Genomic DNA, 25,842 nt, shown 5'->3' with positions numbered 1-25,842 from the left:
GTCTCCCTCTGAGCGCTATTCCGTGAGTGTCTAGCCGCCCCACCTTGACCGCAGGCGACTGGATGTCATTAGGCTGCCAGCGGTGCGGTAGCAGTGCTTCGATCCTGCTGTTGAGTTGCGTATGCAAGCGCTGAAGCACGTCGCGCAGGTAGGCCCATGGCTCATGGCCGCACATGTGCGCCGAATGAACCAGGCTCATCACCACGGCCGCCCGCTGTTCGGCCAGCGCGCTGCCCACGGTGAAGAGGCTTGTGCCACCATCTCCCCATGCTGAAAACCCTCAAAGACCTCTTCGACAGCCTGCTGTCCCCTGAGTCCATGGCCGGTGTGCAGGGCTGCGGGGATGACCACGCGGTGCAACTGGCGGCAGCAGTACTGCTGGTGGAAGTGATGCGCGCTGACGATGGGCTCGCCGTGGCGGAGCGCACCGCCGTCCGCAAGGCGCTGGTCGAGAAATTCGTGTTGACGCCGGATGAGGCCGATCGCCTGGCCGACGTGGCTGAAGGCACGGCCCGTCAGGCCACCGACCTGTTTGCGTTCACCTCACGCGTGGACGCGTGGGACATGCCCCGCAAGCTGAGGATGATCGAGTTGATGTGGGGCGTGGCCTATGCCGACGGCCGGCTCACAGACCATGAGCGCCACGTGATGTGGCGCATTGCCGACCTGCTGCACATCCCGCAAGGCGCCTACGTGCATGCGCGCATGCGTGCCCGGGAAGCCGCCGGGCTCGCACCGGAAAGCGGCGCGACGCCGGACACACGCTGACCGGCGAGCCGCCCGCATCTCAGCGGGTCTGGAACACCACCCGCTCCGCCAGTTCGCGGGGCGCGACCTTCAGGCGCTGAATTTGGTCCAGCAACTGCGCTGCACGGTCGCAGCTCACCACCGAGGCGGGGTCGCCGCTGGCATCGTCCGACCACAGGTGCGACAGCAACCCCGGCGCCTGCGGGCCCAGCGTGCGGTGCACCACCTCCAGCTCCAGCCGCGAGGCCTCGCCGGCCCGGGTGCGGGAAGGCGGGTCTTCCTGCGCAGCGTTGGCCAGCCAGCTGGTCTCCCAGGCCATCACGTCGGCGGGCATCAGACGCCGGGTGGCCGGAGAACCGGCCAACCATGCCTGGCAGGTGTCCGCACCCAGGGCCTGCATCGCCCGCATCTGCCCCCGCACCACTTGCAGATACCGACGGCGCGATTCCGCCGAGCCGGACAGCACCAGCTGCCGCACCTCCGCCGTTATGGCCATCTGTGCGGCCATCTGGGCGCCGTCAGACTCCTGCTCGGTGCCGGCCAAGGCCAGCCGTGCCGTGCGCATCTGGGTGGCCGCGCGGTTCAGCAGACCCGGGAAGCGTTCGTTCAGTTGATACCAGACCGGGTTGGACTTGAAGGCCGCCAGATATTCGGAGAGCGACGCCGGCTCACCCGGCTTGGGACCGTCGGGCAGGGCCACATCCAAGGTCTTGGGCGGCTCCTGGATCAGTTGATGCCGCACCAGATCCTCCGGGGTGGGGTACCACATGCTGCGGGACGAGGTCTTCAGCGTGCGCTGGATGAAGTCCTCCGGCAGCTCCATCTTGCGATAGGTCTCGGCCAGATGCTGGTTGGCGATCTCGTCAAACGCTGGATTGAAGGTGCCGGTGGAGGCGCGATGGAAGCCCAGTTGTGCGCCCGGCATCAATTGGCGCTGGGCGCCGGCCAGGAAGAGCAGGGTGCAGGCGCTTTGGCAGTCACCCACCGCGCGGGTGGTGGCCCCGCGCTTGCGCATCAGCACCACCATGTCTTCCGCCTCGGCCAGACGGCCGCCCGGCGAGGCCAGCTCAAACGACTTCACGTTGGGTGCCGTCTCCAGCAGCTTGCCCATGCGGCGCGCGTCGCCCATGCCGATGGGGCCCTGGAAATGCAGGGTGTGACCATCCTCGCTGACCTTCATTTCGGCCTGACCGATCGGGTCGATGCCCCGCGCCATCTTCCAGAATTCAGGCAGTTGCGGAATGAAACCGATGCCCAGCGAGGCCAGGATCTGCAGCGCCCCCAGGAACATGATCAAGCGGGCCATCGCGGCCCACAACAGGGATCCGTTGGCGTCCAGATACCCGCGAACGGCGCGCCAGGCACCCACCACGCACCAGGTGTCGATGGCCAGCATCAGCGGCCAGCCGATCAGCATGGCGATGCTGCCCGCCTGCAGCGCATCCCCCTTCATCTGGATCCAGCTCATGAGGCCGGTGAGGGCCGCCATCAACGGGAAGGTCAGCAGGACGTTGTTGATCCAGAAACTCTGCGCCAGGCTTTGTTCACCGCGCCAGTGAGTGACCACGTAGTCCGCCAGCAGGCCGCGTCCGCTGGCCGGCAGCGGCCGGCTGCGTTCCACAGCGGTGCGGGAGAGGCGGTCATGCCAGGTGCGGCCTTCGGCATCCAGCTTGGCCCACCAGAAACCGGCGAACAGCGGCAGGGCGGAGATCAGGTAGCCGAACCAGCGGATCACGGCCTGCACGGGCGAGGGGCGTCGGCCGCTGAGGGCATCCACCACCTTCACGCCGGCGATCAACTTGCCGGGCGTGGCGCCCTGCCAGGACCAGAACAACACGCACATGGCCAGCGGCAGCAGCCAGTTGATGGCCAAAGTGCCGGGGCGAAGGTCATCCCAGCGGCTGACCGGGTCACCATAAAACACCCACATCAGCACGGCGCTGCCTGTTGCCCACAGCAGGCCGTCTATGACCATGGCCAATGCCCGCGTGGACGGTGCCGCCGAATGATTCCGCATGTTGTCTCTTCCCCCTCGAACAAGGGGGAAGTGTAGTGAACCGTGTGCGACCTTCGATCCTGCCTCCGGGGGATGGACGCTCAATCCGTCACAGGTGGTGGGGGAGCGCAAGCCGCACGGCAGGGGCGGCGGGGCTCAGTCCCAGAGGAATCGTTTGTCGGGATAAACGACGCTGTAGCTGGTGCGCAGCACGACGCCTTCCTTGAAATGAACATTAAAACGCAGCAGATAGCCGTTCATCTCCGGCGGCACGTTCCAGTCCCAGACGTCTTCCTGGCTGTTGCTGAAAAACACGCGGCTGCGCTCCCGGCCGAGCAGCCGGGTGACCTGGTCGGGCGTCATGCCGGGTTGCACGCGCTCGCGCTGGGCGGGGGCCAGGGCGTCGATGGCGCTGACAAAGTGGTCTTGGGCATCCAGCCGCACCATGTAACAGGTCTGGCCGAAGGGCTGGGTGGCGTATTCCAGGGTGCGCCCGCCATCGGTTTCCGGCCAGATACGGCTGGGCTGGCCGTAATACTGGACCATGTCGGCGCCGGTGCTCACACCCGGGCGCAGGCGTTCGTCCTTGAGTGGGGTGGCGCAGCCGCCCAGGCCTGCGGCCAGGAAGGCTGCAAGCAGGGCGCTGCTCATGACTGCTTTGAGCTGTCGCATCAGGGGCTCCGTCTTTCCACGTGAGGGGATGGACGGATTGTGCGACCCTGGGCAAGTCCCGCATCGGTCATGGGGCGGCCGGCGCAGTGTGCGTCAGTTGTTTTTGGCCAAGCCGAGCACCGGCGAGAACAGATATTCCACAACGCTGCGCTGCTCCAGCACCAGGTCCGCCTGTAGTGTCATGCCGGCGCGCAGCACGTCCTGGCGCCCCTCCAGGCCGGGAACACCCTCATCCAGACTCACCAGCACGCGGTAGACCGGCCCTGAGGCGGATTGACCCATCGGCAGTTCGCGGGGATCCACGGCGGAACGTGACACGCTGATCACTCGTCCGCGACCAATGCCGAACTTTTGATAGGGGAAGGCATCAAAGCGCAAGCGGACCTCGTCACCTGCCTTCACGAACCCGACGGCGCGGCTGGGGGCAAACAACTCCACACGGAGGCTGCCTTCAACAGGCAACAGGTCCGCCACCAGGGCACCGGCGCGCACCGACGCGCCCCGCTCCACGCGGACATTGCCCACCCTTGCGGCGATTGGCGCCACCAGTTGGACCCGTCCGCGCCGTGCGGCCTCGGCATCGCGCTGCTCCAGCGCGGCCAACTTCTCACCGACCTCCGCCAACGCGGCATCCCGCTCGCTGCCGACACCAGAGAGCTCGTGCCGGGTGTTGCGCAGGGTGGTGTCCCGCGCCAGCATGTCCTGCCGGACGGATTCCCGACTCTCGGTGATGGACAGAACGGCGTCCTCCAGCTTGTCCGCATCGCGGCGAGACAAATAGCCCTGCTTGGCGAGGTCGGCCTGGTCCTGCACCTGCCGTTGGGCGAGCGCTGCGCGGCGGTCCAGATTTTCGATCTGCCGTCGGTACTGCACCAACTCGGCCTCCAGGCTGCGGATTTCCTCGCGAAGCCGGGCCTCGCGCTGCTGATAGCGCGCGCGAATGGCCTCGCGCTGCTGCGCCAACTGCTGCCGCTCACGGCCCAGTTCCGCCAGCAGCCGCGTCGAAAGACTCTGACCCTGGCTCAACTCGCCATCCAGCCGCAGCGACGCAATGGGGGCCCCACGGCTCACCAAATCACCCTCGGCCGTCTGAAGCTGTTCCACCACACCATCCACCTGGGCCTCGACGCGAATGACGCCGCCTTCCGGCCGTAGCCAACCGGTCACGGTCTCGCGACGGGCATAGGTGCCGAAGAAGAGAAACACCAGCACCAGCACAAACACCAGCACCACCATGGCGGTGACCCAGCGGGCGCCCGCAGGCACCTGCAGGATGACCTCGCCCAGCAGGCGCTGCCCGCGATGCTCGATCGCCTCCTTGCGGAACAGGGACTTGGTGCTCATATCAGGCGTGCTGCTCGGAGGTGGCAGGGGGGCTCAGGGCGGACGGGGCCTCCGGTGACCGTCGTTCGATCAAGCGCCCGCGGCTGAGTTCAAACACGCGGGTGGCCCGGTCCACCAGCTCCGGCCGATGGGCCACGACGATGCGGGTGATGGGCATGTCCTGCACCAGATCGGCGATGCGACGCTCGGCCTGCGGGTCCAGGTTGGCCGTCCCTTCATCAAGAAACAGCACCGCCGGTTTGCGATAGAGCGCACGGGCCAGCAGCACCCGCTGGCGTTGACCGCCGGAGAGGGTGCTGCCCATATCACCCACCATGCTCAGGTAGCCCATCGGCATGGCCTGGATCTCGTCATGCACGGCGGCCGCCTTGGCGCTTTCCACCACGCGGTTCATATCCACCTGCGGGTCGAAGAACGCAATGTTGTCGGCGATGGTGCCCATCAGCAGGCCGTCATCCTGCTGCACCACGCCGATGGCGCGGCGCCAGGCCTGAATGCCGAAGGACTGCAGCGGCATGCCGTCCACCAGAATTTCGCCCTGTGTGGGCGGCAGCAGGCTGAGCATCAGCTTGAGCAGCGTAGTCTTGCCGCCGCCGGAGCTGCCGACGATGGCGACGTAATCGCCGGGAGCGATGTCCAGCGAAATGTCCTGCAACAGCAGCGGTTCATTCTGCGCATAGCGGAAGGCCACATTGCGCAGACTGAGGGCGCCCTTCACCTCCCGCTCCGGCAGGGAAGCGGCCGCATCGAGGCCCGCCTCGCGGGGTGTGGTGACGATGTCCGCCAAACGCTCCATATGCAGACGCAACAGCCGGAACTGCACCAGTTGCCGGATCAGGGCTTCCGCCCGGTCGCCGAATTGATTGCGATACAGCAGGATGGCGAACAGCATGCCAGCGCTGAGTTCATTGGACATGACGCGCTGGGCGCCCAGATAGACGATGACCACCAATTGCAGGTTGAACAGCAGGCTGCGCGCGAATGAGGTGGCCACTTCCACCTTGCCACTGCCCATGGTGGCGTTGACCACCTGCGCGAAGTAGTTGCGCCAGACCATTTCACGCTGGGCCTCGCGCCCATACAGCTTGACCGTCTTGGATGCGCGAATGGATTCGATCAGATAGGTTTGCGCCTCGGCCTGCGCGACCAGCTGCTCTTCCTCCCGCTGGCGGCGCAGTGGATAGACACAGAGCACCGCTATTGCATACAGCAGCATCGACCCCAGCACCACGCCACCGAGGGCGGGGCTGTAGATGAGTAACAGGGCCGCGGTGGCCAGCGTCATGACGCCGTCAATGGACGCGGTGACGACGGATTGCGTCAAAGCTTCCTGAATGGGGCGGATCGCACCCATGCGGGAGAGGATGTCGCCGACGATGCGTTTCTCGAAGAACTCTGCCGGCAGGCGAAGCAGATGGCGAAGCACATTGCCGGTGAGCTGGAAGCTCATGGCCTGGCCGAGCTGCAGCACGGTGAGGCTGCGCAGAGCCTCAGTGAGCGCTTGCAGCGCATACATCACGCCGAACCCGACGGCGAGGATGAGCAGGAAATGCTGGTCCATGCGGGAAACGGCGTCGTCCATGGCGAGCTGCAGGAAGGCCGGCGCCGCCATGGCAAAGAGCTGCAGCATGATGGAGAGCACCAGCGTCTGCAGCAGGGGCCCTTGCCAGCCTCGGACGCGGGTCCACAGGTCACGCAGGCGTGCGCGTATGCGGACCTCCACCGGCTTGAAATGGCTGGTGGGGGTGAGCTCCAGGGCGACGCCGCTGAAGCTCTTGGACATCTGGCGGGGAGAGATTTCGCGAATGCCCAGAGCGGGGTCGTGAATCACGGCCGTGTCGCCGCGGAGTTCGCGGAGGACGACAAAGTGATTCATGTCCCAATGCAGGATGCAGGGCAACTGCAATTGATTGAGGTGCTCTGGCTCCAGACGCAGGGGGCGGCAGGCGAAGTCCAGGCTGTCGGCCATCTTGACGATGTCAGCCAGGGTCGCGCCTTTGAGGGAGAGGGCGTAGCGCTGGCGAAGTCCGTTGAGGTCCACCTGGTGGCCGTGATAGGCCGCGATCATGGCAAACGACGCGAGGCCACATTCGGCGACCTCGGACTGGTGAAACATCGGCAGCGCGCGCTTGCCACGCATCCAATCGAAGGGATTCAACGGGGGGGCTCTTTGGGTGGGCGGGGAAGGGATGCGGAGGGGGCGGAAAAGGAAAAGGGTCGCGAGAACGCGACCCTAGGGCCGGGGCATCATGAAAGCCAAAACGGAAAAAGGCGAGAGAAACGCCCCCCTAAAGAGCACGTCGCTGCTTCTGGCTTTCCTGACGATCGTGCCTACAGAATGGAAGCAGTGACGCGAAGCTCAGCTGGGCGGTATCACATCGTCATTTTGTATCTGGGGGCCACCGGACACACCAAGCAGTTCTTCGGACGTCAGTTCCTGAATCCCGATCGTTGCGCCGTCGTTGATGATCTGAGGCCCTCCGGAAACCGCAATGAGCTTGTCCTTATGAAGTGCGCGCAGCCCAGCTTCTCTGGCAATCGGCAAAGCACTTTGTGATTGAGGGGGAACGTTACTGTTTTCCATGGCGTGGGTACGGTTTGGAGGTGGCGACCTCTGTGCGCTAGGTTGGGCTTACCTCATTGAGGTAAGCCGATAGCCTTCAATTTCATGTCCGCTCAGCTTGAGTACAGAAGGGCCCATCTACGAGGCATGCTGTATCCAAGCAAGAGCGGGAAACCTTCAGGCAAAGTTCGCAACTGCCGGTGGTGGAGGCAACAGGCCATCGTTGATGATCTGGGGGCCGCCAGCAATTTCCGCTAGTTCGGTCTGGGAGAGTTCCGTCACGATGTACTTCGGTGCCGGAGCGGGCTCCATCTCAGGGACTTTGGATGCTTCGTCGTCCATGCTGTCCTCCATTGAATAGGTCTGTAAGTCAGGGAGAGGGGGCAAGGCCAAATCACAAGCCAGCGTTGGTTCTGCCAGCTCAACTGCGGCCCGATGAAGACACAGTCTCAGGCACCTTTTGCGGATTTAAGGGCATCCCCGTACGCCCAGAAGGAGCGAAAGGTGGGTCAGGCTGCGCTGGACCGGGCAGGTTCATGGAGGCGGCGTGACGCCGTCGTTCGTGATTTGAGGACCACCAGCTACGCCGAGGATCTCGCTGGCGGTAAGTTCTCTGAAGTTCATGGTGCCACCATCGTTGATGATCTGTGGCCCTCCGGAGACGCTGAGGACTTCTTGAAATGTGAGTTCTTGAATGAACTCATTTCCCGAAGGTGCTCCGACTTGGAACGAGTCGCTGACTGTTAGCCAGTGCGGATCTTTCTGGTTCATCTTCTCTCCCGAAAATTGTCCCCAAGTATCAGCACTCATATGTCACCGCGTCAACCTTGGAGACGAGATTCGGCCTTGGTGTTAACACTGGCATGGCAAGTTTTGCGAGCAGCGTTCCTCGTAAGCATACGAAGGTGACGGGAGTGCGGTCTTCATATTTTTAACTGCTGCAGAAAAGGAATTGACACAACTGAAAAGTTGATACGGTCCGTATACCATGCCGAGATTCAGGCTTTGCAGGGAGCGCCCTGAAAGCGGCCACATCGAGTGAAGATCCGCGGCGCAAAAGCCGCGGCTCGCCGGGCAGTTGACGAGGCGGGGAATCAACGGGGGGCTCTTTGGGTGGGCGGAGAAGGGATGCGAGGGGGGCGCGGAAAAGGAAAAGGGTCGCGAGAACGCGACCCTAGGGCCGGGGCATCATGAAAGCCAAAACGGAAAGAGGCGAGAGGAACACCCCCTGAAGAGTACGTCGCTGCTTCTGGCCTTTTAGGTGATCGTGCCTACAGAATGGAAGCAGTGACGCGAAGCTCAGCCGAGCGGCACCACGTCGTCATTTTGTACCTGCGGTCCACCGGACACACCAAGCAGTTCTTCAGACGTCAGTTCCTGAATCCCGATCGTTGCGCCGTCGTTGATGATCTGTGGCCCTCCGGAAACCGAAATGAGCTCGTCCGCATGAAGTGCCCGAAGCCCAGCTTCCATGGCAATCGGCAAAGCACGTATTGTTTGGGGGGGAGAGGTCTTTTTTTGCATGGTGTAGTTCCGATTAGGCGGTGGCGGCGACGGGACTTTCAGTCACCACTGATATCCAGGGTGGGCGGGTAGAGACCGTCGTTGATGATCTGTGGGCCACCGGAGATACAAAGCACTTCTTTCGGCGTTAGTTCTCGGATGAGGTCAGCTCCCGCGCGAGCTTGATTCTCTAGCGTGGGATCGGCTTCCTGATGCGGAAGATCTTTAGGGCTCATTTTTCCTCCTTGGACTCGAGCCGAAGTATCTACACTGAGCGTTCGTAACGTCAACATGGCTGAGTCCAATTGACGTTGGTGTTAACACTGTCATGATTCGCATACGGAATGATGTTTCTCCCACTCGAGACCGGTGCATTAATCTTTTGACAGTACAGGCAATCAATTCGCCGCTGCTCAATCAAGAGCGCAAGCGTACATCCTATAAGTGGGATGACGTAGGGCCGCCCACGCCTGCGGCCAGGACGGCCGCAAGCAGGGGGCTGCTAATGACTGCTTTGCGCTGTTCAATCAAGGGCTCCATCTTTCCACGTGACGGGATGGACAGGTCTCGCGAGGTAGATGGGAGCCGACCGGCAAGCGAAAAGTGGCTCAGCTCAGGTTGGGACCAGCTTGTTGGTGACCCGCTCAGCTGGCGGTGGGCGCTGCGGAGGTGATCATGCCACCATCATTAATGATCTGAGGATCACTGCTCGGATACAGGTTGTCCACCACTTCGCGATCAGAGAAAAGCAGCACGACTCCCTTGGTGGCTACATAGGTGGTCGGCATTGTGACCGCGACACCACCGCTGGTATCAGCCGCCTTAAAGTTACTTGAATTGAGACTTGGGTTGCTGCCAAGAGTACTGAACGTTGCGCCGATCAGGAGCAGTGGCGAGTCAAAAGTGGAAGCGAACGTGCACTGTCCTGCGTCCTTTGGAATGCTGAAGGTGGATCCAATGATTTTTCCGGTGCCGTCCTGATTTTGATAGTAGGTGCAATCTGCGAAGTTGCCATCTGTGCTAACGGTGGCAGATACATAGAAGGTTGAGGTCATAGTTTTCCTTTCTCTCGTGGCTTGTCTGGGGTGAGAACAGAGGAGGACGCAGCTCTCTGCTGCGTCAACCAGGCAGCTTCACGCTGGACATCTTCCCGGCCTCCTCTCCCCAGACAGGATTGGGCCTGAACCCAAGAGGAAGTGATAAGCAGATGAACCCCAATCAAAGGCCGCATCTTCTCAATTCTGTCAACTAAGTCCCCACAAATCTGCACTCGTCGCTGAGCAAGAAGTTCCCCATTCATGCGGGCATCGAGTTTGAACACTTGGTCGGCGGCTTCCGCAAGAGCGCCAAGGAGATGAGTGTCGTTGGGTGTGCTGTCGAGAGCTGTGCGCAATAAGCCGAGAACCTCAAGAAGCAAAGCAACGCTAGCTGCCGTCTCATTTGAGTTCGCAAGCGCATTGGCGAGGCCAACGTAGACCAAAAATTGATGCTCCAGTCGCTGCCTGCGGGTCGCTGGTCCAAACCGCTTGTCCAATTCGTCCCACCGATCCTTCAATGCCTTCCATTGTGGCAAGTGGTTCCTCGCCTCAACTTCTTGATCCGCATTCCGCAACTGAAGTGACTCCGTAAGTAGGAGGTTGATACCCCAACTCAGATTGCTCGGATCTTCCGCACTTAGTGCGCGAAGGATAGTCAGTGATTGTGCAAATTGTTGGTCAGCAATTTGCGTCCTCCCTAAATATGAATTCGCGCCTCCAAGCCACCTGCGTAACACAGCCTCTCGATAGGCCCATGTTCCATTGCCGGGAGCGGTCTTGCGGACATCCACAACTTCTGCGATCGCTTGTTCAAAGGCTTCGGCCGCCTTTGCGAGTTTTCCCTCCCAGTAAAGCGTTGTTCCGAGCCAGCTTAGGCTGTCAGCCAAGTTCAGTCGAAGGGAAGGATCAGGAGGGCTATCCGCGTTTGCGATTGCGCGTTTCTTTAGTTGTATGGAGGATTCGAAGCTGGAAATGGCACCGGGGAAGTCAGCCATGTCAAGGCTAACTGATCCTACGCTGTTCTCCGCATAGGAAAGTTCGGCGAGTGCGTCCTTGCTGTTCGGAATGGCGGTGAGCCATTCTTTGCATATCAGCCGGTATCGCTTCATGGCTTCCGACGCCTTTGCAAAGTTCCTCTGCGAAAAGTAGCTGTGTCCCTCCCAGAACGCTGCAGCTCCTTTGGACTTGTACCAGTCTTCTAACAGAGTCGGGTCAGCAGGCGGAGGTCCCTCCAGCAACTTCAGTGCTGCGGCCAAGGGAATCAGTGCGCCGTCCAGATCCCGCTTCGATACCCGGACTTCACCTAGCACAGTGAGAGCTTTGGCGCGCTGTAGCCGCTCCTGTAGGGTGGTCGCATCGTCCCTAGCAAGATAGGACAACGCTTTGGTGCCGACACTGTCCAGCAACTCCAAGCGCCCTATGGGGCGCAGCTTGTCCGCGAACTCACCCAGCATGAAGCTCAGCAAGTCATCCGCTTGATGCCGACGCTGTTGTGCCTGACGCTCCGCCAACTCTGCCCGATGTGCTTGCACCACGCTGAGGGTTGTCATCCCCACCAGAGCCAATACGGCGAGGCTGCTGGCGCCCACTGCCAGCCGGTGCCTTCTGACAAAACGGCCCAGCACGTAAAAGCGGGTGTCGGGTCTGGCCGCGATAGGTTCGTGAGCTAGCCAGCGATAAAGGTCCGCAGAGAACTGCTCCGCATTGGTATAACGCTCCGCCGCTGACTTCTTCAGCGCCTTGGCCACAATCGTGTCCAGGTCCCCTTTCAACAGCTTGGCCTGACGCGCAATCACCGGGTCCAATTGACCGGACGCCACTTCAGACAGCCGCTTCGGCACCAACTCCACCACGGCCTTCAATCGATCCAGATGCGTCTGCGTGTCATCCGCCGTCGGATGCCGCCCCCCCAGCAACTGATACAACAGCACGCCGAGTGCATACACATCGGTCGCTGTCGTCACATCCCCCTGCTGGATCTGCTCCGGTGCCGCGTATTGCGGTGTAAACGCACTGCCCGCTCTTTGCGTCAATTCAGTGGCCGCCGCCGGCTGCGTTGCGTCATCCATCAGCTTGGCAATGCCGAAGTCCAGCAGTTTCACCTGCCCATCGGCCGTCACCAGAATATTGCTGGGCTTCAGGTCGCGATGCAGGATCAGCCGCTGATGCGCATGGGCCACTGCCGCCAGCACATCCAGGAACAGCCGGATGCGCGCTTCGATGTCCAGCCCATGCACATGGCAATAGCGGTCAATCGGCAATCCATCCACATACTCCAGCACCAGATAGGGCTGATGCCCTTGATGCACACCCGCATCCAGCAGCCGCGCAATGTGCGGGTGAGACAGGCGCCCCAGGATTTGGCCTTCACGGGCAAATCGTCCGTTGTCCCCTTGGCCAAACAATCCGGCCTTCAGGAACTTGATGGCCACCTCGCCCTGGAACCGCCCGTCCGCCCGGTGGGCCAGCCAGACGGCGCCCATGCCCCCTTGGCCGACTTCTCGTTCCAACTGATAGGGGCCGATCGATTGCCCCGACAGATCCGGCGCGGCCGTTCCCTGCGCTGGCGCCGCATCCGGCAGGCTCCCAATCTGCTCGGCCGCCGGCCGGCCCAGGAAGTTCTGCTCATGCAGCGCTTTGTCCTTTGCCAGCAAAGCTTCCAATTCATCCGCTGTCGCAGCGTCATGCGCGCGCAATTGCGCCAGCCATCGCTGCCGGTCCTCCTCGTCTTGGTCCAGCAATTGATCCAGCAGCGGGCTCAATGCAATCCAGCGTTCTTTATCCAGGGCTTCCATGGGCGTTGTTGTGGCTTCTCTCGGGGGCGCAAACAACAGGCGCCCATCGCTGTGCAGGACTCTTTCGGGCCTGTGTACTTCTTGTGATTCCGGGAGACCTCTGCACAACTGCCCCACAGAGGTCGGGGTGAGAACGTCTAGTGTGCCGGGCTTAATCTTTCAGGCTGATGGAGAGAAACAGCCTTGCCTTCTGCCAATCCCGTTGCACCGTGCGTTCTGTCACGCCAAGCGCTTCAGCAATTTCTTGCTCCAGCAATCCGCCAAAGTAGCGCATCTCCACCACTTGAGCCAATCGGGGTTCCACGCCTGCGAGTTCATCCAGCGCTTCATGAATGCGCAGAATGTTGTCGTCCGATTGCGGACCCATCTCCACGACCGCCGTGTTGAGCGTCAGCTCCGGTTGGTCGCCACCGCGGCGCTCAGCTCGTCGCGCACGCACGACGTCAATCACCACGTTGCGCATCACCCGTGCGGCGTATGCCAGGAAGTGACGCCGGTCCGGAAAGGTCTTGGCTTGCGCACCCGCCAACCTCAACCAGGCCTCGTGCACCAGCGCCGTGGTGTCCAGCAGCGTCACCCCTCCGGACATCCGCATGCGCTGCCTCGCCAGCCGCTGCAACTCCCCATACAGCTGTGACACCACCTGGTCGGCGGCCTGGCGGTCGCCTTGGCCAGCAGCTTGCAGCAGTTGGGTGATGTCAGTCATAGGTCCGCACTCTAACGGGCACCGTATGAAACTGTTACATCTAGATCATGATGAGGGCCCCCAAAGCGCACGGATTGACATCAATCAAGGGTTTTCACTTAGAAGATTGTTGTCATTGGATGTCGGGTCCGGCCGCCGATCTCCGTTTTTCTTGATGAGGGCACGACTTTGAGATGTGGCAAGGGAGGCCGGAATGACACGGGCTGCTGTAGGCAGGTTGTGCCCTCACCGTGTGCGCAGCGTAGAGGGCGCTGCGCGCATGGGAATGAGGTACCCGGTCCGGAGTCGATCACGATGAGTTCGTTCAGTTCCCCCGTCATGGCCGGTCCGGCGCAGGCGGGCGCGTCAGACACCCAGGTGGCCAAGCCACCGCGCCAGGCTCCACAACTGAGCATCCCGCGGGTGGATTCCGTGGGCGAATTCGGGCTGATGATCACTCGCCAGTTGTCACAGTGCCGGCGGTATGGCGCCAAGCTGGCGGTGATGTGGCTGGAGGCGCAGGCCGTGGAGGCGGTGGACCCGGCCTCTCCCTACGACCTGCAAGCGAGCCTGATGACGGCCGTGGGGCGCCGCCTGCGCAGCCGCGTACGTGGCACGGATACGGTACTGCAGGTGGGGGAGGGCAGCTTTGGTGTGCTGTTGATCGATGCCGGCGCGCCCGAGGCGGAACTGGTGAGGGTGCGCCTGCACCATGCTCTGGCGGGCTCGTATGGCGTGGGAGAGGGCCAGGTCATGCATGTGCGCCTGCAGATTGGCGCCTCCGCCTCACCCGAAGGTGGTACCCGTGCAGCTGAATTGGCGCAGTTGGCCCGCGCAGATTTGCAGGCCAGAGCGGGGTGACCAGCAGAGCGTCCGCGACCTGGTCAAGCAATGAGGGATGAGCGATGGACGCCTATTTCATCACCCGCATCACCTCCGCCCACGGCACCAGCTTGAAGTTCTGCCGCCCAGACGGCCACCGCTTGTGGCCGTCTTGCACCACCAGCAGGCCCTCGCCGTAGACCCCGCCGAGGTTGGCCGTGGTGACATCCAGCCCGTCGGTTTCCGACACAGCGTCAATGCCGCGCTCGGCATTCACCCCCACCCGGAACCGGCCCTTCACCGCGTGCGGCGCGTCCGCCCCCAGCACCACGAAACTGTCGCTGCCCTGGGCGGACACCACCAGCCAGGCGCCCTTGGCGCTGCGGTGTACGGCCATGCCTTCCACGTCCGCCGTCAGCCAGTCGCCCACCGGGAGCACCATGCGGGCCGGCCCCATGCGGCCGTCCGCTTCCAGCGCCACCCGCCAGATGCCCCGCTTCTCCTCGCCGATGAAGAGTTGCCGGCCCGCTTCGTCCACCACGCAGCCTTCCGGTTGGGTCTCCAGCTTGAACTGCGCCACGGATTCGCCGCGCCACGCTTGGGCCTCCCGCGTCACCCGCAGTTGCTGCACCCGCCCGTCCTTGTCATTCACGAACACATCCAGCCCGCCCGCAGGGTTGCGGCCGCTGCAGATGCCATAGACCTCTTCCAGCCCGGTCGGCAATTCCGCCACCGGCTTGACCTGACCCTGACGATTGATCTCGAACAGCACCACGGTGCGACGATCCCGCTGGGACGCCACGGCCAGATCCCAGCGCTGGCCGCCGTACTGCAGGCCCTGGCGCAGGTCGACATTGTTCACACGGCCCACGGGCAGGAACTGAGTCTCTCGTCCCTGCAGGTCATACACCGCCAGGCCCAGTTTTTTGTCGGTGCCCAGGATGCGGCTGGCGGATGGCTGCGGACCATTCACCCAGATCGCCGGATCATCCGCCGCATCGCCGCTACCGCGCACCGGCGTCGTCTGGGCGCTGGGCACCACCACCGGGATGCTGGGCGCCGGTTCGGCCGCATGGGCCGAGAGCCACAAGCCCAGGTCCGCAGGCGCCAGCCCGGGCGCGACCAGGCGCCGCTCATGCCGCTCCGCATCAGCGCTCTGCGCCCACAGGCCCACCCCGGCCTCGGCCACATACAGGCGGCTTTCTTCATCCCGTACCGTGCAGCCCTTGGCGTCCGGCACGCTGGCCAGCCGACGCATCACCGGTGAGGGAGACGTGGACACCGCCGAGTCATCCACCAGCCACTGCTCCCCGATGCCGTCATCCCCCAGCACAAAGGCTTGAAGCAGCGGCTGGGCCGGCGGCCGATACAGGCACAAGGCCTCCACGTTGAACGACGGGCCTTCCCAGCGACGGCGCTCGGTCAACTGCCCCTGCTGCGCCTCGATCAGGCGCAGCGCCCCGCTGTCGGCGTCCTGCACCAGCGCGACGGTGCGGCCGTCAGGCAGGCGGCGTTGATCCCATCGCTTGGCCCGCATCGGCATCTCCGCCTTCACCTGCCCCTGGCCGTCCAGCAGCCGCAACCCGGACTTGGCGAGTTCCAGTGTCTGTGCCCCTCCGGCGGAGGGCAGCGCCAACGCGACTGCCGTCACCGTTGTTGCCAGGATCCATGGGCCACGCGGGGCGCTCCTTCTGTTCATGATGCTGCTCTTGATGTCGCTCATGCAGTTGCTCATGTTGTTGCTCTTGCTCAAGCCGAACCCCTTAGAACATCGCCAGCTTCACGCTGACCTTGTAAGCCCGGCCGTAGCGCTCGTACTGCACGTTGTGCGCCTTGTCGCCCTGGTAGACGTAGTAACGCTCATTGCTCAGATTGAGGGCTTCCAGATGCAGGTCCAAGCCCTTGGCCAGGCGGATGCGCATCGAGGCATCCAATTGGTTCTGGGTGTCCACGCGCCGGTCCTGCGACGCGTCCAGCACATCGCCCACCTCCAGCAGATACGGCGACTTGTGATTGAGTGCCAGGCGGGCGGCAAATGCCGGCGATTCCCAGCCGAGGCTGAGGTTGATGCTGCGGTCCGACTGGCTGGGCAAGGCGATGCGGCGCTCGGTATACACACCGCTGTCGTAACCGCCGATGGTGGCGCGTGAGCGAACAAAGCTGCCATTGGCCCCCACCACCAGCCCGTTCCACGGCGCCGGCAGGGTGCTCAGCGCCTGGCTCCAGGACAGTTCCAGCCCGCGCACGGTGGCATTGCCGCCATTGGCAAAGGTCTCCACATGGCTGAAGCCTTCCCAACCCGCCGTGCCCGCCAGATCCGTCTGGAATGCGAAATTGCGGATCTGCTTGTGGAAGACATAGGCCGACACCGCACCATCACGGCCCAGCCGCCGCTCCACGCCCAGGTCCAGGTTGCGTGAGCGCAGCGGCTTGAGCTGCGGGTTGCCCAGGGTGGCCTCATCGCCGTCGATGGTCACGCCAGGGCTGAGCTGGTCAAACGACGGCCGCACCATGCTGTGAGTGATGGCTGCCCGCAGCACCGTGTCCGCGCTCATCTGCTGGCGCAGCAGCAGGGCGGGCAGCCAGCGATGGGTGCTGTTGCTGGTGTGGGTGGGCGTCAAGGTGTCATCGGCGGAGGACATGCCGTCCGCTTCGAAGCGCACCCGTTCACCCCGCACGCCCGCAATCCACTGCGTGCCGCCTTGCTCGATCTTCGCCTGCAGATAACCAGCGTCAGTGCGCTCGCGCATGCGGTAGTCGTTGACTTCGGAATCAACGTCATCGCGGAAGTCCTGCAGCGAACCGGCATACAGTGCGCGCAGCTTGCCCGCATCGATGGCCGGCCCGAAGGAGGTCCAGGGGTAGTCCACCGAGCCGCCAGTGAGGAAGTTGCCCAGCTTGAGTTGCGACGAGGTCAGGCTGTAGGGCGCCTTCTTCAGTGCCTTGGCGGTGGGGGCAAACACCTCCTGCTCATTGTCCTTGTCACGCCGGGTGGCCTTCAGGCCGGCCTTGAGATCGACGTCCCAGCCGGCAATCTCCAGCTCCCGCTGCAGATCCACCTTGGCATGCCGCACCTCGTCGGTGGCGTGGCTCTGCTCCATCTTGGCCTTGTTGAAGCTGTAGTTGGCGGCGTCGTTGAGGCCCGCCACCGAGGTGGGCATCGTGCGTACGGTGCTGGTGTAACCCAACCCGGAAAAATCCGCCGTGAAGGACGACGAACTGAGCGTGTCCGGCTTGTCTTCGCTGGCGCGGCCAGCACCCACTTCACCCCAGGCTTTCCACACGCCGCGTGTCAGCTCGGTCCCCAGCACCACGGCCGACGACTTGTTGACCTCCCGACGTTGCTTGAGGCCACGGCTGACGGTGCCGTCGCCGGTCTCCCCGGGCGCTTGCGCCTCGTCGAATTCCACTTTCATCGACTGGCGGTTTTCCTGATCGGTGAAGCGGCTGCTGAAGCTGCGCAGGTAGAAGAGGTTGGACGCGTCCGGACGATAGTCCAGGTTCAGCGCAGCGCCCACGCGCTCACGGGTGATCTCGTAACGACGCAGCTCAAAGCTGTTGAGCTTGCCGCCGTCCCAGTCGCCGCCGGTCTCGACGTTGTCGCTGGCGAAGCGGCGCTGGTCGGCGGAGACGGCCACGGCCAGGCCCAGCGTGCCACCGGCGAAGCGGTCGGCAAAAGCCACCGATCCACGGGGACGGGTCTTGCCGGCATTGGCGTCGTAGTTGCCTCCAGCCTCCAGGGTGAAGAGGCGGCCCGGTTGGTCAAATGCGCTCAGCGTGCGGACCGTGACGGTGCCGCCCAGTGAGTTGGCGTCCTGCTCCGGCATCAGCGTCTTGTCGACCTCCAGCGAGCGGATCAGGCCAGCGGGTACCAGGTCCAGCCCGGGTGCGCGCTTGTCCGATTGCGAGGCCGGTGCCACGGCACCGTTGATGGTGACCATGTTGTAGTCGGGCCCCAGGCCGCGCACCCGGATGAATCGGCCTTCGCCCTGATCACGTTCCACCGACACGCCCGGCAGACGGGCCAGCGCTTCGGCGGCATTGTTGTCCGGCAGTTGGCCGATGCCGTCGGCATGCACGACGTTGACGATGCCGCTGGCGGACGCCTGCTTGTCCACCGCCGAGCGCAGGGCGGCAGCCTGGCCGACGGTCACGACCGTTTCGAGTTTCTGCGGATTGTGGGTGCCGGCCGCACCGGACGCGGCTGTGGAGGGGGCGGCAGCCGCTGACACCGAAGTGGAAGCCGAAGTGGAAGCCGCAGTGGATGCCGGAGTTCTCGAACCGGCAGCCGAAGCGGAACTTCCAGTGGCAGCCGCAGACGCTGCCGTGGCCGGCGCAGCCGCAGCCGGGCCGGACTGTTGGGCCAGGGCCGGTGGCAGCCACAGGCTGGAGAGGCACAGGGCGAGCAGGGTAGGGCGAGGCGGGGTGCGCATGGTCAGGGGTGGGTGAGTCAGCAATGGGAGCGGATGATCAAAACCCTGCATGGCGCTTGCGTGACAGTGCGGCATCCGCGCCATGCCGGCTGCCGTACAGCGCATTCCGCCCCGCGCCGTGAGCTGTTTGCACCCCCTGGGGCGCAGCCCCCATGAACTGTCACAAAGCCTTCATAGCATGGTGCGCCATGAAACTCGTGCTGCCGCGTCCGCCGCTCGTGCTCGCCCCGGTGGCGGGATCGCGCCATTTTGGTCACGCGCTGATGCTGGTGATGTGCGGCATCACCTGGCTGTTTGCACATTGGGCGGTTGCCAAGCCGGTGGCGATCTGGCGGTGGATCGACATTCTCAGCGAAGGGCTGGTGGTGGCGCTGTTGTCGCTCTGGCTGGTGCAGTTGCGGGCCAGCCGGCCGGCGGGCCGGGTCACCACCTGGCTGTGTCTGGGGCTGGCCGGCATGCTGATGGGCGGCTGGGCCGACCTGATGGATGAGTTCTGGAAGCTGCCGCGTGATTACACGCTGCTGCTGGGCATGGAATCCAGCTTCCACCTGGTGGGCATGATCGCCCTGACCTGGGGCCTGCATCTGTGGCGTCAGGAGCAACTGGCGCTCAATGCCATGCGTAGCGGCCGGGAGCGGGCCTACCGGGAGCATGACCAGATCGACCGCCTCACCCAGCTCGGTGATGGCGCCTATCTGCTGGACCAGCTGCGCCGGCAGCAGCACAGCGGGGAGCCTGCCACGCTGGTGATGCTGGGGTGGGCGGATCTGCCCGCACTCTCCCGTCAACACGGATTGGCCGAGGCGGACCGGCTGCTGCAGGCCACCGGCCCACTGCTGTTGCTGCAACTGCGGCCGGGGGACCTGCTGTGCCGCTACGCCGCCGACCGCTTTGTGGCGCTGCTGCCCGCTGCCGACCGCACCATGGCGGACGATCTGCTGGCCGCTCTGTCCGCCCATGTGCACCCCTGCGCCGATGGGCGGACCCGGGTACGGCTTGAGTCGTGCATGGCCCACGCGCCACTGGGCCGCTCGGAAGATGCCGAAGTTCAGCTTCTGCGCCTGGTGGAGCAACTGCGGTGAGCGAGGCCCTGGCGCTGCTGCGCAGCAGCTTGCCCGCCGGGACGCCGCCGCATTACGGCGCGGACACCGCCTTTATCCCGTGGGCCTACCAGGGGGCGCTGCTGGCTGAATTGGCCCACAGCCGCGGGTTGGCGGTGCAGGAGTGGCTGACCCCGCTGGGCCTGTCTCCCGGGCAGATGCTCTCGCCGCGCCAGTTGCTGAGCATGTTGGCCGCGTTGCAGGGGCACGCGCGTGATGTCGGTTTTGTGCTGGGCCAGCTCAGCTTGCCGGGTCACTATGGGCTGGCCAGCCAGGCCCTTCAGCAGGCCACCGATCTGCGTCATGCCCTGCGGGTGCTGTGTGCCTATGCGGCCCGCCTGTCGCCGCTGTTGACGCCCCGTCTGCTGGAAACCGGCGATGAGCTGCTGCTGGTCTGGACCGAAGCCTGCGGCGCACCACCGGCGCTGCAACCGTTGCTGGTGGACATGCAGATGACCGCTGTTGTTGCACTGGCGCATTGGCTGGGTGGGCAGCCGCTGCGCTGGCGTTTCAGTTTCAACCGCACGCGGCCGCGGGAGCTGTCGCAGCATGCGGCCTATCTCGGCACCGACCTGCAGTTTGGCTGCCAGGTGGACGCCATGCGGCTGCCGCTGGCGGAGGCGCTGCAAGCGTGGCCGGCTGCGGCGAGGCCGTCGGCCATGGCGGCCAATGCGCTGGCGCAGGGGGCGGACCCACAGGCCCTGTGGCGGGGCCAACTGGCGGCCCTGGATGACCATCTGCTGTTGTCGCTGGGCGAGGTGCCCACCTTGGACGCTTGCGCACGCCGTTTCAACATCAGCCCCGCCACGCTGAAGCGCCAACTGGCCCTGTCGGGCACGCACTACCAGGCGCAACTGGATCAGGTCCGTGCCCAGGCCGCGCTCTACCTGATGGCCCTGCACGGGCAGCGAGGCGAGGCCGTCGCCCGCTCGTTGGGATTCCATGACAAGAGCAACTTCCGCCGCTCGTTCCGGCGCTGGACGGGAATGACACCGGGGATGCTCTAGTTGCGGGACACCACACGAGCGCACTGCCGAGCCCGCCTAGACTACGGCCATGCCGCCCTCATTCGAGCATGCCGAAGACCAGGCCGAGTACCGCCGCCCTGCCCACCGCGAGGGGGTGGAGCTCTACCATGCCCACATCCTTCGCCACAGTTTCGACCCCCACACCCATGAAGCCTACGGGCTGGGTGCCATCACCGAGGGTGTCGGGCGCTTTCGCTGGCGCGGCGGTGAGCATCTCGCGCCCAGCGCGACGCTGATGCTGATGAATCCGGAGGACATCCACACCGGGGAGGCCGCCACACCGCAGGCCTGGGGCTACCGCATGGTCTATCTGGATGAAGCGCTGCTCAGCCGCTTGTATGGCGGCCCTGCCTGGCGATTTGATGCCGCCGTGGCGTTTGACGCCGCCGCAGCCACCCGGGCGGCCGCACTGATCGCCACGCTGTGGCAGGCCCGCGAGCCGCTGGCCTTCGACAGTGCCCTGCTGGAACTGGTGCAGAGCCTGAGCCGCCACGCGCGTCGTGCGCCGGTGCATCGGGACGGCGCCACGCCGCGTTTCCAGGGCGTGATCGACTACATGCGGGCCCATCTCGATCAGAGCCTGGATACCGGCACCCTGGCCGCCGTGGCCGGCCTCAGCCCGTTTCATTTCCTGCGCAGCTTCAAGGCCCATCACCACGCCACGCCGCAGCAGGCCTTGATGGCGCTTCGGCTCAATGAAGCCAAGCGGCTGCTGGCGCGTGGGGAGGCCCCCGCTGGGGTGGCCGCCGCCGTCGGCCTGACCGACCAGGCCCATCTCACCCGCAACTTTGCCTGCCGCTACGGCGTCACTCCCGCCCGCTATCAGCAGCAATTGGGTACAAGACCGCGCCGCTGAAGCCCGGGCACACTGCCAGGCATGTGGATCGGATGTCTGTTTGCGCTGGCGGCTGGGCTGATGTGGGGCCTGGTGTTTGTGGCGCCCCTGCTGTTGCCGGATTACCCGGCGGCCCTGCTCACGGCCGGGCGCTACCTGGCGTTTGGTTTGATCGCCGTGCCGCTGGCCCTGTTGGACCGGTGCGAACTTGCCCGGCTCAGCCGGGCTGACTGGTGGTCCGCCTGCCGCCTCAGCGCCGTCGGAAACTTTCTCTACTACCTGACGCTGTCCGCCGCCATCCAGCGCGCTGGGGGCCCGTTGCCGACGATGCTGATCGGCACCTTGCCGGTGGTGATTGCGCTGTGTTCAAACCGGCGCAACGCCGTTCGGGATGGCCACTACCGCTGGCGGCAACTGGCACCCGCGTTGCTGCTGATCGCCGCAGGCATCGCCTGTGTGAATCAGGTGGAGCAGGCGGCGGTGGCCGTGGGCGACCGCGCCCGATATCTGCAAGGGGCCTTGTTGGCCGTGGTGGCCGTGGCCTGCTGGACCTGGTACCCCATCCGCAATGCGGACTGGTTGCGCACCCACACGGACCGCAGCCCCCGCGCCTGGGCCACGGCACAGGGCCTGGTGACACTGCCGATGGCGCTGCTGGCCTTCCTGGCGATCGGGGTGTTGCAAGGAGCCGGCGTGGCGGTGTTGCCTGTGGACTTTGCGATGCCGGCCGGGCCCCGGCCCTGGGCTTACATCGGGCTGATGCTGGCAGTCGGGCTGCTGGCCTCCTGGCTGGGCACCCTGTGCTGGAATGAGGCCAGCCAGCGCCTGCCGACCGCCCTGGTCGGGCAGTTGATCGTGTTTGAAACGCTGTCGGCGCTGGCTTATGCGCAAGTGCTGCGGGGCGAGTGGTCCAGCCCGTTGTCGGTGGCGGGGGTGCTGCTGCTGGTGGGTGGGGTCTGCTGGGCGCTGAGGCTGAAGACGGTGCGGCCCGAGCGGGCGGCGCCAGGGGCGTAAGCCTGCGCTGCACGGCGGTCAAGCGCCAAAGCGCTCAAGCGGTGGCGTGGTGTTTGGTGTTTGGCGTGCAGTGGTGCGGTGGTGCGGGAAGCCGGTAAAGGCTTGGTAAGTCGCTGGTGATCACCGCGTAAATTCCCGCAGCAGCACAGACAAGATCTGCACAATAAGCCATGCAGATGATTCGCCGCCGCTTCCTCAGCATCACAGCCCTGCCGCTTCTCGCGGCCGGCCTGCCCACCGGCGCCTGGTCCAAGGCCGAAGCCAGCCAGGGTGGCACGGAGTCGGGCTCCGTCACGGAAGGTCTTTGGCGGGACGCCGCTCGTCAGCGGGATGTGCCCTGGCGCCTCCGCATGCCCGGCACGGCTGCGGGTTCGACCGGTCGCTCGGCGGTTGGTGCATCTTTGGGCTCATCCCATCCTGCATCTAGCGGTGCGTCCGCCGGCGCAACCGGCAGCGCAACCCGCAGCGCATCCAGCAACCCAGCTTTGGTCCCGCTGATCATCTTCTCGCACGGCCTGGGTGGCAGCCTTGAAAGCGGCACGGAATGGGCCCGCGCCTGGGCCGACGCCGGCATGGCGACACTGCACATCCAGCATCCCGGGAGCGACCGGGCGATCTGGTCCGGTGGGCTTCGCGCCGTCAAGGCGGCGGCCACGGTGGAGCAACTGGTCGCGCGCTGCCGTGATGTGCGTTTTGCCGTGGCCCAGCTGCTGCAACTGCAGCAATCTGGCGCGCCCGGCTGGGCACGCATTCGGCCGGACGCCCTGGGCATGTCCGGCCATTCATTCGGCGCCCACACCACTCTGGCCGTGGCCGGGCGCGCCTTTCCCGCTCGCCTGGGGGACGAGCTGGCCGAGCCCCGGTTCAAGGCGTTTGCCGCCTTCAGTCCGGCGGCGGGCACCCATCCGGACGGGCTGCGCACCATCACCCGCCCGATGCTTTGCATGACCGGTAGCCTGGACGGCGACCCACTCGGGGAAGAACGCTCCGGCGAATACCGACGCGCCGTCTACGATCATCTGCCAGCCGGCGCCAAGGCACAGCTCTGGCTGGAGGGGGCGGACCACAAGACCTTCGGCGGCAGCGGGGATCCTGGCGCAGGCCGTGCCCAGCGTCTGATGGGGCGCGGTCGGCCTGCCGAGGCGCAGACCCTGGCCGACCATCACTCAGCCGTGATCAAAAGTGTCACCACCGACTGGTGGCGCGCCTGGCTGCTGGAGGACGTCGCAGCGGCGGAACGGCTCAAGAAGCCGCAAGGTCTGGCGCGCGGCGATAGCTGGCAGCAGGGGTAGGTCGGCACGCGCGGGCCGGGACGGGACGGGACGACGCAGGCGCAGGCTTGCAGCCTCACCCGCTTTTAAGCCCACGAGGGTCAGGTCTGGATCACCCGGTCCGTCTGGCCGAAGGATCTCCCGCTACAGCCCGGCGCCAGCCTGGACCTCACGCCGCAGTTCCACCGGCTGCGTCTGCGCCGTCTGCGGCTGATCGCCAGCGGTGTGGGCGATCTGCAGATCACCCTAAAGTTGGAACCAATTGTTTAAGTCGTTGTCTGGCCTCGATTTGGGGCTATAAATCGCGCTCGAAGTATTTCAAGTTGGTTAACGGATGTGGGCAAGTCGATAAAAAGCGGGCTTCACATCCCTAGGGAGGAAAGCTCGATGACGATGCCCGCAACTCTGCGGCGCGCGCGCCTGGCCGTGGCCAGCGCCGTAGCGATTCTGGTTCTGCAAGCCTGTGGCGGTGGGGGTGGTTCCGATGGCGACAGCGGCGGCTCCGCGCCGCCGACGGGTAGCAGCAGCTACGCCCAGCAATGCGCCGCCAACAACGTGGAAGCAGCGTCCAGCCTGCGCACTGCCAGCCTGACGACTGAGAAGAACTGGGTGCGCGCCTACATGAATGAAGCGTACCTCTGGCGCGATGAAGTCCCGAGCGTCAACGCCAGCGCTTCCGAATACAGTGGCAGCGATGTGGGGGCCGCCCTGAATGCCTACTTCACCGCGCTCCTGACGCCCGCCATCACCAGCAGTGGCAAGCACAAGGACCAGTTCAGCTTTGTGATGTCCACCCGCGAGTGGAATGCGCTGTCGGATTCCGGCGTGGTGCTGGGGTACGGCATGGAATGGCATCTGGCCTCGGCCACGCCGCCGCGCAAGATCCGTGTCGCCTATGTGGAGCCCAACAGCCCGGCCGCCGCCGCAGGCGTGCAGCGGGGTGACACGCTGGTCACTGCCGACGGCACGGGGGCCGATGACAGCACCGCCGCAGGTGTGGACGTGCTGAATGAAGCGCTGTTCCCGTCGCGTGCGACCATCAGCCACCGTTTTGTGCTGACGCCCAACGGCGGGGGCACACGTGATGTCACTCTGGTGGCCAGCAATGTGACCAAGACGCCGGTGCTCAAGCGCCAGGTGATCACCGCCGGGGACGGAGCGAAGGTGGGCTACATGGTCTTCAACGACCACGTGGCCACGTCCGAAGCGCAGTTGATTGCTGCGGTGGAGGACTTCAAGAGCCAGAACGTGTCGGACCTGGTGCTGGACATTCGCTACAACGGCGGCGGTTATCTGTTCATCGCCAGCGAACTGGCCTACATGATTGCCGGCGCCACCCCGACCAGCGGCAAGGTGTTTGAGCAACTGCGCTACAACAGCCAGCGCAATGCCGACACCAACAGCAGCGACTCTCGCACGCCGTTCTATGACACGTCCTGCATCCTCTCCAACGGCAAGTGCACCAACGAGAAGCCGCTGCCCACGCTGAATCTGCGCCGCGTATTTGTGCTGGCTCAGGAAGGGACGTGCTCGGCCAGCGAAGCCATCATCAACGGCCTGCGCGGCGTGGATGTGCAGGTGGTGCTGATTGGCGGCACGACCTGCGGCAAGCCCTATGGCTTCACCGGCAAGGACAATTGCGGCTACAGCTACTTCCCGATCGAGTTTGTCGGCACCAACAACAAGGGCTTCGGCGACTATGCCGATGGCTTTGTGGCGGCTGGCAGCGGTGCGACGGGCGTGCCGGGGTGCTCGATGACGGACGATCTGTCGCGTCAACTGGGTGATACCTCGGAAAGCATGCTGGCTGCGGCACTGCAATACCGCAGCAATGGCACCTGCCCGGCCAAGCCGGTCGGCGCCAGCGGGCGTGTATCGGCACTGTCGGCCGCGTCGTCGTCAGATGCCGTGGCCATCAGCCTTCAGCGCCTGGCGGCTCGTAGCAACCGCATTGCGGGGGGCCGTCCGTAATCGGTTGAGGGTTCGAATCCCTCCCC

General features: G+C 64.5%; 22 protein-coding genes and 1 pseudogene. 8 read left to right on the top strand and 15 right to left on the bottom strand.

Annotated features, from left to right (window positions below; translation table 11 throughout):
- Positions 1–70: 70 nt before the first annotated feature.
- Positions 71–235 (bottom strand): annotated as a pseudogene (locus OU995_RS03825) (transposase domain-containing protein); the annotation flags it as partial.
- 32 nt (positions 236–267) lie between these two features.
- Here OU995_RS03825 and OU995_RS03820 point away from each other — a divergent pair.
- Positions 268–768, top strand: coding sequence for a TerB family tellurite resistance protein (locus tag OU995_RS03820; RefSeq protein ID WP_267834099.1), 501 nt, complete (start codon positions 268–270; stop codon positions 766–768).
- Between the two features lie 19 nt (positions 769–787).
- Here the strand turns inward: OU995_RS03820 and OU995_RS03815 are convergent, their stop codons facing one another.
- From OU995_RS03815 to OU995_RS03760, 12 genes are all read right to left on the bottom strand, one after another.
- Entirely contained in the window at positions 788–2,764 is a 1,977-nt protein-coding gene (locus tag OU995_RS03815; protein ID WP_267834098.1) for an RDD family protein, read from the bottom strand.
- Positions 2,765–2,899: 135 nt separating this feature from the next.
- On the bottom strand, positions 2,900–3,415 hold the full coding sequence (locus tag OU995_RS03810) for an outer membrane protein assembly factor BamE (protein WP_267834097.1): 516 nt from the start codon (positions 3,413–3,415) through the stop codon (positions 2,900–2,902).
- 93 nt (positions 3,416–3,508) lie between these two features.
- Positions 3,509–4,759, bottom strand: a complete 1,251-nt coding sequence (locus tag OU995_RS03805; protein WP_267834096.1) for an HlyD family secretion protein — start codon at positions 4,757–4,759, stop codon at positions 3,509–3,511.
- Between the two features lies 1 nt (position 4,760).
- A complete protein-coding gene (locus tag OU995_RS03800; protein ID WP_267834095.1) occupies positions 4,761–6,917 on the bottom strand; it encodes a peptidase domain-containing ABC transporter in 2,157 nt (718 codons plus the stop codon).
- Positions 6,918–7,118: 201 nt separating this feature from the next.
- The gene (locus OU995_RS03795; protein WP_267834093.1) at positions 7,119–7,343 is read right to left on the bottom strand and encodes a hypothetical protein; all 225 of its coding nucleotides are present in this window, start codon (positions 7,341–7,343) and stop codon (positions 7,119–7,121) included.
- A 156-nt stretch (positions 7,344–7,499) separates the two neighbouring features.
- On the bottom strand, positions 7,500–7,664 hold the full coding sequence (locus tag OU995_RS03790) for a hypothetical protein (RefSeq protein ID WP_267834092.1): 165 nt from the start codon (positions 7,662–7,664) through the stop codon (positions 7,500–7,502).
- Positions 7,665–7,856: 192 nt separating this feature from the next.
- Positions 7,857–8,093, bottom strand: coding sequence for a hypothetical protein (locus tag OU995_RS03785; protein WP_267834091.1), 237 nt, complete (start codon positions 8,091–8,093; stop codon positions 7,857–7,859).
- A gap of 528 nt (positions 8,094–8,621) precedes the next feature.
- Positions 8,622–8,846 carry a hypothetical protein gene (locus OU995_RS03780; RefSeq protein WP_267834090.1) on the bottom strand — a complete coding sequence of 75 codons (225 nt, stop codon included), beginning with the start codon at positions 8,844–8,846 and terminating at the stop codon, positions 8,622–8,624.
- A gap of 38 nt (positions 8,847–8,884) precedes the next feature.
- Entirely contained in the window at positions 8,885–9,061 is a 177-nt protein-coding gene (locus OU995_RS03775) for a hypothetical protein (RefSeq protein ID WP_267834089.1), read from the bottom strand.
- A 408-nt stretch (positions 9,062–9,469) separates the two neighbouring features.
- On the bottom strand, positions 9,470–9,880 hold the full coding sequence (locus OU995_RS03770; RefSeq protein ID WP_267834088.1) for a hypothetical protein: 411 nt from the start codon (positions 9,878–9,880) through the stop codon (positions 9,470–9,472).
- Positions 9,877–12,657, bottom strand: coding sequence for a serine/threonine protein kinase (locus OU995_RS03765; RefSeq protein ID WP_267834087.1), 2,781 nt, complete (start codon positions 12,655–12,657; stop codon positions 9,877–9,879). The genes OU995_RS03770 and OU995_RS03765 overlap by 4 nt, the downstream gene beginning before the upstream one ends.
- Positions 12,658–12,808: 151 nt before the next feature.
- Positions 12,809–13,363 (bottom strand): ECF-type sigma factor, encoded by a 555-nt coding sequence (locus OU995_RS03760; protein ID WP_267834086.1) that lies wholly within the window; start codon positions 13,361–13,363, stop codon positions 12,809–12,811.
- Between the two features lie 294 nt (positions 13,364–13,657).
- Here OU995_RS03760 and OU995_RS03755 point away from each other — a divergent pair, with 294 nt between their 5' ends.
- Entirely contained in the window at positions 13,658–14,203 is a 546-nt protein-coding gene (locus OU995_RS03755; protein WP_267834085.1) for a diguanylate cyclase domain-containing protein, read from the top strand.
- A 52-nt stretch (positions 14,204–14,255) separates the two neighbouring features.
- Here the strand turns inward: OU995_RS03755 and OU995_RS03750 are convergent, their stop codons facing one another.
- Together OU995_RS03750 and OU995_RS03745 are read right to left on the bottom strand one after the other, a co-directional pair.
- Positions 14,256–15,887 carry a phytase gene (locus tag OU995_RS03750; protein WP_267834083.1) on the bottom strand — a complete coding sequence of 544 codons (1,632 nt, stop codon included), beginning with the start codon at positions 15,885–15,887 and terminating at the stop codon, positions 14,256–14,258.
- A 40-nt stretch (positions 15,888–15,927) separates the two neighbouring features.
- Positions 15,928–18,597, bottom strand: a complete 2,670-nt coding sequence (locus OU995_RS03745) for a TonB-dependent receptor (protein WP_267834082.1) — start codon at positions 18,595–18,597, stop codon at positions 15,928–15,930.
- Between the two features lie 188 nt (positions 18,598–18,785).
- On the opposite strand from OU995_RS03745, the gene OU995_RS03740 reads away from it, so the two are divergent.
- The 6 genes from OU995_RS03740 (at position 18,786) to OU995_RS03715 (ending at position 25,816) form a co-directional block, all read left to right on the top strand.
- Complete coding sequence (locus OU995_RS03740) at positions 18,786–19,679, top strand: GGDEF domain-containing protein (RefSeq protein WP_267834081.1); 894 nt, start codon at positions 18,786–18,788, stop codon at positions 19,677–19,679.
- Positions 19,676–20,704: an AraC family transcriptional regulator gene (locus tag OU995_RS03735; protein WP_267834080.1), complete on the top strand. Its 1,029-nt coding sequence runs from the start codon at positions 19,676–19,678 to the stop codon at positions 20,702–20,704. The genes OU995_RS03740 and OU995_RS03735 overlap by 4 nt, the downstream gene beginning before the upstream one ends.
- A gap of 49 nt (positions 20,705–20,753) precedes the next feature.
- Positions 20,754–21,581, top strand: coding sequence for an AraC family transcriptional regulator (locus OU995_RS03730; RefSeq protein WP_267834079.1), 828 nt, complete (start codon positions 20,754–20,756; stop codon positions 21,579–21,581).
- Positions 21,582–21,602: 21 nt separating this feature from the next.
- On the top strand, positions 21,603–22,574 hold the full coding sequence (locus OU995_RS03725; RefSeq protein ID WP_267834078.1) for a DMT family transporter: 972 nt from the start codon (positions 21,603–21,605) through the stop codon (positions 22,572–22,574).
- A 170-nt stretch (positions 22,575–22,744) separates the two neighbouring features.
- Positions 22,745–23,866, top strand: a complete 1,122-nt coding sequence (locus OU995_RS03720) for an alpha/beta hydrolase family protein (RefSeq protein WP_267834077.1) — start codon at positions 22,745–22,747, stop codon at positions 23,864–23,866.
- Between the two features lie 366 nt (positions 23,867–24,232).
- On the top strand, positions 24,233–25,816 hold the full coding sequence (locus tag OU995_RS03715) for a S41 family peptidase (protein ID WP_267834075.1): 1,584 nt from the start codon (positions 24,233–24,235) through the stop codon (positions 25,814–25,816).
- Positions 25,817–25,842: the final 26 nt, after the last annotated feature.

This window comes from Roseateles sp. SL47 (assembly GCF_026625885.1).
Lineage (GTDB): Bacteria > Pseudomonadota > Gammaproteobacteria > Burkholderiales > Burkholderiaceae_C > Roseateles.
This window is presented reverse-complemented; position numbering and strand designations above follow the sequence as displayed.